7 protein-coding genes are annotated in these 7,340 nt (G+C 72.6%); all 7 read left to right on the top strand.

Translation table 11 applies throughout. From position 1 onward, the window contains the following. The coding region (locus tag ACIQ6Y_RS33735; protein ID WP_404044955.1) for a nucleotide disphospho-sugar-binding domain-containing protein at positions 1-489 on the top strand (489 nt) is incomplete at its 5' end. Then, positions 486-1,727: a macrolide family glycosyltransferase gene (locus ACIQ6Y_RS33730; protein WP_404044952.1), complete on the top strand. Its 1,242-nt coding sequence runs from the start codon at positions 486-488 to the stop codon at positions 1,725-1,727. The genes ACIQ6Y_RS33735 and ACIQ6Y_RS33730, both read left to right, overlap by 4 nt. Further along, positions 1,724-2,965, top strand: a complete 1,242-nt coding sequence (locus ACIQ6Y_RS33725; RefSeq protein ID WP_404044949.1) for a cytochrome P450 — start codon at positions 1,724-1,726, stop codon at positions 2,963-2,965. The genes ACIQ6Y_RS33730 and ACIQ6Y_RS33725 overlap by 4 nt, the downstream gene beginning before the upstream one ends. Before the next feature lie 22 nt (positions 2,966-2,987). Continuing rightward, entirely contained in the window at positions 2,988-3,989 is a 1,002-nt protein-coding gene (locus ACIQ6Y_RS33720) for an ATP-binding cassette domain-containing protein (protein ID WP_404044947.1), read from the top strand. Continuing rightward, positions 3,986-4,822 carry an ABC transporter permease gene (locus tag ACIQ6Y_RS33715; protein WP_404044945.1) on the top strand — a complete coding sequence of 279 codons (837 nt, stop codon included), beginning with the start codon at positions 3,986-3,988 and terminating at the stop codon, positions 4,820-4,822. The genes ACIQ6Y_RS33720 and ACIQ6Y_RS33715 overlap by 4 nt, the downstream gene beginning before the upstream one ends. Before the next feature lie 34 nt (positions 4,823-4,856). Then, complete coding sequence (locus tag ACIQ6Y_RS33710; protein WP_404044942.1) at positions 4,857-5,924, top strand: glucose-1-phosphate thymidylyltransferase; 1,068 nt, start codon at positions 4,857-4,859, stop codon at positions 5,922-5,924. A gap of 183 nt (positions 5,925-6,107) precedes the next feature. After that, the gene (locus tag ACIQ6Y_RS33705; RefSeq protein ID WP_404044939.1) at positions 6,108-7,250 is read left to right on the top strand and encodes a nucleotide disphospho-sugar-binding domain-containing protein; all 1,143 of its coding nucleotides are present in this window, start codon (positions 6,108-6,110) and stop codon (positions 7,248-7,250) included. The last annotated feature ends 90 nt before the right edge of the window (positions 7,251-7,340 follow it).

Here is a 7,340-nt window from a genome sequence, read left to right as displayed (position 1 = left end):
CACAACGATGATCTGGGGTTCTTCCAGACGTGTGTGGATGCGTTTGCCGGGTTGCCGTGGGATGTGGTGATGGCGGTGGGGGACCGGGTGGATCCGGCGCGGTTGGCGGGGGTGCCTGGGCATGTGGAGGTGCGGGCGCATGTGCCGCAGCTTCGGGTGTTGCGTGAGGCGGATCTGTTCGTGACGCATGCGGGGATGGGCAGTGTGATGGAGTCGCTGTCGTTCGGTGTGCCGATGGTGGCGATTCCGCAGATGAGTGAGCAGCGGGCGAACGCGGACCGGGTGGTGGAGCTGGGTCTGGGGGTGATGCTGCACCGGAGCGAGGTGACGGCCGACGGTCTGCGGCGGGCGGCGCTGGGGGTGTTGTCCGACTCCTCGTTCGGTGCCCGGGTGCAGGAGATGCGCGGGCACATTCAGCGGGCGGGCGGAGCCCCCGCAGCGGCCGACACCATCGAATCCGTGTTGGTGCGGGCCGAGGTGGGACGATGAGTGGTCTCCGCCAGGCCGGTGGACCACGCCCGGCGCACATCGCGTTCTTCGCTCTGCCCGGACACGGCCATGTGAACCCGGCGCTCGGTGTCGCCGAGGAGCTGACGCGGCGCGGGCACCGGGTGAGCTTCGCGACGACCGACCGGTTCGCCGCCGCCGTGGCCGCGACCGGGGCGACGCCGCTGCTCTACGAGTCCACCATGGACGGGCTGCCGGCCGACGACAGCGCCGCGGACCGTCCGGACCGGTTCGGCAGCGCCGACCTGGCGAAGGTGCTCCGCGACCTGCTGCGCGAGACCGTGGCCGTACTCGGGCCGCTGGACCGCGCGTTCGCGGCGGACCGGCCCGATCTGGTGGTGTACGACGACCCGTCCGGGTGGGCGGCCCGGCTCGCCGCGGCACGACGGGGCATCACGGCGCTGCCGTACCGGACCACCTTCGCGGCGAGCGCCGACTGGTCGCTGGCCAGTGACCGGACCGAGGTCGATCCGCTGCACCCGGAGGTCATGCGCGTCTTCCACGGCGTCGCCAAGCTGCTGGAGCGGGTGCAAGTCCCCTTCGGGCCCAAGGAGTTGATGACCGGGAGCGAGTCGGGTCCGGCGCTGGTGTTCATCCCGCGTGAGTTCCAGTTCCGGGGCGAGACGTTCGGGGAGGACTTCCACTTCGTGGGGCCTTGCTGGTCGGATCGCCGGTTCGACGGGGTGTGGAGTCGTCGGTCGGGTGGTGAGCGGCCGTTGGTGCTGGTGTCGTTGGGGACGATCCACAACGATGATCTGGGGTTCTTCCAGACGTGTGTGGATGCGTTTGCCGGGTTGCCGTGGGATGTGGTGATGGCGGTGGGGGACCGGGTGGATCCGGCGCGGTTGGCGGGGGTGCCTGGGCATGTGGAGGTGCGGGCGCATGTGCCGCAGCTTCGGGTGTTGGGTGAGGCGGATCTGTTCGTGACGCATGCGGGGATGGGCAGTGTGATGGAGTCGCTGTCGTTCGGGGTGCCGATGGTGGCGATTCCGCAGATGAGTGAGCAGCGGGCGAACGCGGACCGGGTGGTGGAGCTGGGTCTGGGGGTGATGCTGCACCGGAGCGAGGTGACGGCCGACGGTCTGCGACAGGCGGCGCTGGGGGTGTTGTCCGACTCCTCGTTCGGTGCCCGGGTGCAGGAGATGCGCGGGCACATCCAGCGGGCCGGCGGAGCCCCCGCAGCGGCCGACACCATCGAATCCCTGCTGGACTCCCGGTGACCTCGCCGACCGAGATCGACACGCCCGCCTTCTTCACCGATCAGCACGCCTACTACTCCCGGCTGCGCGAGAGCCCCGGCCCCCGGCTCGTGCGCAACCCGCAGGGCCTCGAGTACTGGCTGATCACCCGGCACGCCGACGCCAGAGCCGTGCTGCTCGACGCCCGGTTCTCCAAGGACCCCAGGCTCGCCGAAGAGACGCTGAGTTCCGCCGGGTACGGCGTCTCCGGCGCCGACAGCTTCTTCCTGCCCCTGGTCAACAGCGACCCCCCGGACCACACCCGGCTACGGCGGCTGATCTCGGGTGCGTTCACCCCGCGCCGGGTGGAGGAGCTACGGCCACGGGTCGAACGGCTCACCCGGGAACTCCTCGACGCGGTCCCGGACGAGGACGGCGTCGACCTGATGACGGCGCTGGCCTTCCCGCTGCCGGTCCTGGTGATCAGCGAGCTGCTCGGGGTGCCGCACCGCAGCCGGGGCGCGCTGCTGACCTGGGCCACCCGGATGCTCACCGTCTCCGGCAACGGAGCGGGGCCCGCGGAGCGCACCCGTAGACTGCACCGCTGGTTCGCCTCCCTCGTGGCCGCGAAGCGCCCCCACGTCCGCACCGATCTGCCCCAGGAGGAGCAGCCCGACCTGCTCGCCGCCCTCGTGGTGGCGCACGACCGGGGGCAGCGTCTCGACGACGAGGAACTCGTCGGCCTGCTGGTCCTGTTGCTCGTGGCGGGCCACGAGACGACGACGGGGATGATCGGCAACGCGGTCGACGCCCTGCTGCGTCATCCCGACCAGCTCGCGCTGTTGCGCGCCCGTCCCGAGCTGCTGCCCTCCGCGGTGGACGAACTCCTCCGCTACGAGGCGTCGTTGGCGCGGACCACGCTGCGGGTGGCACGGGAGGACGTACGGGTCGCCGGTACGGTCATCCCGGCGGGCAGCGTCGTCAGCGTGGCGCTCTCGGCGGCCAACCGGGACCCGGACGTCTTCCCCGAGCCCGACCGGCTGGACCTCACCCGAGCGCGCGGCCCCCATCTCTCCTTCGGCCACGGCATCCACTTCTGCCTGGGCGCGCCGCTCGCCCGGCTCCAGACGGAGACCGTCCTGGCCGTACTGCTCGACCGCTGGCCGGAGCTGGCCGCGGCCGATCCGAGCGCGCCCCCGCAGTGGCGTCCCGTCGGGGACATGCGCGGGCTGCTGACGCTGCCGGTGCGGCTGCGCCCCGCCGCCCGGACCCGACCGTAAGTCTTCGTCCCGAGGAGAACCCGTGCCCCCTCCCCCGCCCGACACCCCCGCGATCGAGGTGCGCGCCCTGTACAAGGCGTTCGGGGCGACGCCCGCCCTGGGCGGAGTCGACCTCACCGTCGCACCCGGCACTGTCTGCGGACTGCTCGGGCCCAACGGCGCGGGGAAGACCACGCTGGTCCGTATCCTGGCGACCCTGTCCCTCCCGGACGGCGGAACCGCCCGCGTGGCCGGGCACGATGTCGTCCGGCATCCCGCCCGGGTGCGCGCAAGCGTCGCGCTGACCGGGCAGTACGCCTCGGTGGACGAGGTGATCAGCGGGCGTGACAACCTGGAGATGTTCGCCCGGCTGTACCGGATGCGCGGAGCCGCCGCACGGCGACGGGCCGAGGAGCTGCTGGAGCGGTTCGGACTGCTGGAGGCGGCCCAGCGGCCGGTGCGCACCTACTCGGGCGGGATGCGCCGGCGGCTCGACCTCGCGGTCGGGCTGGTCGTCCCGCCCGCGGTGATGTTCCTCGACGAGCCCACGACCGGCCTCGATCCACAGAGCCGGAGCGGTCTGTGGGAGAGCGTGCGGGAGCTGGTCCGGGCCGGGACGACCGTGCTGCTGACCACGCAGTACCTGGACGAGGCCGACCATCTCGCCGACCGGATCGCCGTGCTGCACGACCCGGACGGCACCGGCGGCCGGGTCGTCGCCGAGGGCACCCCTTTCGAGCTGAAGTCCGCGCTCGGCGGCGAGTCCATCGACCTCACCGTCCGCGACGCCGGACAGCGCGGCCGGGCCGCCGAGATCCTGGCCCGGGCCGGCGGCCGGGATCCCGGCACCGGCGACGACCCCCGCCGGGTCACCCTGGCCCTCGGCGCGGACGCGGCGCCCGGCACGGCCGTGCTCGCCACCGCACTGCGCGAACTGGAGGCCGCCGGCATCGCCGTAGCGGATCTCGCCCTGCGCCGGCCCACGTTGGACGAGGTGTTCCTGAACCTCATGCGCCGGCCGGACCGGGACCGGGAGTCCGTGTGAACACGCCTTTGCCGCCCACCACTTGGCACACCGCCGAAGAACCCTTGCTGTCCCGGCTGCGCTGGTGCGCCGGGGATGCGGCGACGGTCGCCCGGCGCTATCTCCTGCACCTGCGCAGCGCCCCGGAGCGGGCCGTGATGGCCTTGGCGATCCCGCTGCTCTTCACCCTGCTGTTCGTCTACGTGCTCGGCAGCAACATGCGGCCGCCCGGCGGTGGTTCGTACGTCGACTTCCTGGTGCCCGGCATGCTCGCCCAGATGGCGGTGTTCGGCATCGCCGCCAGCGCGGCCGTGGTGGCCGAGGACAAGGAGCGGGGGATCACCGACCGCTTCCACTCGCTGCCCATGAGCCGCACGGGTGTACCCGTCGGGCAGTCGCTCGCCGAGTGCCTCGGCGGGGTCATCACCCTGGTGATGATGGCCGGTTGCGGGCTGCTGGTCGGCTGGCGCCCGACCGGGGTGGTGGCGGGGCTCGCCCTGCTCCTCCTCGCCCGCTACGCCTTCAGCTGGCTGGGGATGTGGATCGGCCAGGTCATGCCCTCCCGGTCGGCGACCGACCTGGTCGGCATGCTGATGTTCCCGCTCACCATGATCTCCAACATCTTCGTGCCCACCGAAGGGCTGCCCACGGGGCTGCGGCTGCTCGCCGACTGGAACCCGGTGAGCGCGGTCGTGTCGGCCGTACGGGAGCTGTTCGGCAACCCCATGGCCGCACCCGCCGACGCCGCCTGGCCGATCGCGCACCCGATCGCCGCCACGCTCGGCTGGTCCCTGCTGCTGCTCGTGGTCTTCGGCCCGCTCACGGTCGCCGCGTTCCGCGCACCCAGGCACTGAGCACCCTGACGCACCGAGCATCGAAAGGACCCTCGTGAAAGCCCTCGTGCTGGCGGGCGGCGCGGGCACGCGACTGCGCCCGATCACCCATACCTCCGCCAAACAACTCGTCCCCATCGCCAACAAGCCCGTCCTCTTCTACGGCCTCGAAGCCATTGCCGACGCCGGGATCAAGGACGTCGGGGTGATCGTCGGTGACACCGCCGCCGAGGTCCGGCGGGCCGTCGGCGACGGTTCCGACTTCGGGCTGCGGGTGACCTGTCTTCCGCAGCCCCGGCCGCTCGGCCTCGCCCACGCCGTACTGATCGCCCGGGACTTCCTCGGTGACGACGACTTCCTGATGTACCTCGGCGACAACTTCATCGTCGGCGGCATCGGCGCGCTGCTCGACGAGTTCCGCGCGCACCGCCCGGACGCCCAGCTCCTGCTGACCCGGGTCCCCGACCCCAGCGCCTACGGCGTCGCCACGCTCTCCGCCGACGGACGCGTCACGGACCTGCGGGAGAAGCCGGAGCGGCCCGCGAGCGATCTGGCCATCGTCGGCGTCTACCTGTTCACCCCCGCCATCCACGAGGCCGTCCGCGCCATCGCCCCTTCCGAGCGGGGCGAGCTGGAGATCACGGACGCGCTGCGGCTGATGCTCGCGCAGGGCCGGGACATCCGCCCGACCGTCATCACCGGGTACTGGAAGGACACCGGCACCGTCGCCGACATCCTGGAGGCCAACCGCAGAGTCCTGGAGGTGCTCGAACCCGCCGTCGAGGGCAGCGTCAGCGCCGACAGCGAACTCGTCGGCCGGGTCAGGGTGTGCGCGGGAGCGGTCGTGCGGGGCTCCCGGATCGTGGGCCCGGCGTTGATCGGCGCCGGATCGGCCATCGTCAACTCCTATGTGGGGCCGTCCACTTCGATCGCCGAGAACTGCCGGATCGAGGACAGCGAGATCGAGTTCTCCATCGTGCTGAGCGAAGCGACCATCACCGGAGTGCGCCGGATCGACGCCTCCCTCATCGGCTGCCACGCCCAGGTCGCACCCGCGCCCCGCGTGCCCACCTCGCACCGGCTGGTGCTCGGCGACCACAGCACCGTGCGAATCGCCTCATGACGCACTGCCTCGTCACCGGAGCGGCCGCGCGCTCCCGCGACCTCCTCCGCCGGGCCCGAGCGCACACCCGTGTGCTCCACACCCGGACGCCACCCGCCCGAAGTCCTCTTCGAACCGCTTCCTGCCGAGACCGTCGACCACTGCCGCCGGCTCATCGAGCACCCGGCGAGAGAGAAGTGACCCGTGCGTGTCCTGTTCGCCGCCTTTCCCGTCGCGGCCCGTGCCTTCCCGGTGCCCCCGCTTGCCTGGGCGCTCCAGAACGCCGGCCACGAGGTGCGCGTCGCCACCCACCCGGATCTGGTGCGCCGGGTGACCGGGGCGGGGCTCGCGGCCGTCCCGGTGGGACAGGGTGAGGACCTCGCCGCGCTGACCGACCTCAGTCGCAACCCCGCCCTGGCCGGCCACCCCGGAGGGGGACTGCACATCGGCCCGGGGGACTGCCCCGACTGGGGCGCCCAGTGGTACCGGACCACCCGTGCCTTCGCGGCCCTGCGCCCCCTGCTGGAGGAGCTCACCGGTACCGTCGTCCGCTGGCGGCCCGACCTGGTGCTGTGGGACCCCTTCTGCCTCCCGGCCGCCGTCGCCGCCCGCGTCGGCGGAGCCGCCCACGCCCGCCTGCTGTGGGGCCGCGACAACATCGCCTGGCTGCGCGGGCGTTCGGCGCGCTACCACGACCAGGCCCCCGGCGACGGCTTCCCGGAGCCGCTGGAGGAGACCATGCAGCAGCTCCTCGAACCCTACGGTCTGCCCTACGCCGAGGAACTGGTCCTCGGCCAGTGGACCGTCGACCCCATGCCGCCCGGGATGCGGCTGTCCGCGCCGGGCGTCCGGTACGAGAACGTGCGCTGGGTGCCGTACGGCGGGGGCGGCAGCATCCCGGAGCGGCTGCGCGGCCGACCGCTGGGACCACGGGTCTGGGTGGCGGGGGAGGAGTTCGCCGACGCCCTGCGGGAGCTGGACCTCGAGCTGGTCGGCCCGCTGGACGCCCCCTGGGCGCGGCTTCTCCCGAGCTGCTCGGCGGTCGTCCACCACGGCGGTGCCGAGGTCTTCGCGTCGGCCGCCGCAGCGGGCGTGCCCCAGCTGATCGTTCCGGAGCCGGCCTGGGACGAGGAGGCGGCGACCGTACAACTCGTACGCAAAGGCGCCGGAGTCGCCCTGCGGCGAGGGGAGTCGAACCCCGAGTCGTTGCGGGCGGCTCTGCGGTCGGTTCTCCAGGACTGCCGGGACGGCGCTGGTCTCTGGCGCGAGGAGCTGGCGCGTCTTCCGGGACCCGCCGAACTCGTCCCGGTGCTGGAGGAGCTGACCCGCCAACACCAGCGGATCTGAGTCCCCGGCCCCCACGCCAGTGGGAGACCGGGCCCGCCCGCCCCTTCTCGGCGGAGGCAGGAATGCAGACTGCCGACGGACGACCGGGGC

The organism is Streptomyces sp. NPDC096205, from assembly GCF_044763135.1.
Lineage (GTDB): Bacteria > Actinomycetota > Actinomycetes > Streptomycetales > Streptomycetaceae > Streptomyces.
This window is presented reverse-complemented; position numbering and strand designations above follow the sequence as displayed.

Coding starts and splice junctions, on each gene's coding strand:
- ACIQ6Y_RS33730 (WP_404044952.1), top strand. CDS start 486: ATGAGTGGTCTCCGCCAGGCCGGTGGACCACGCCCGGCGCACATCGCG.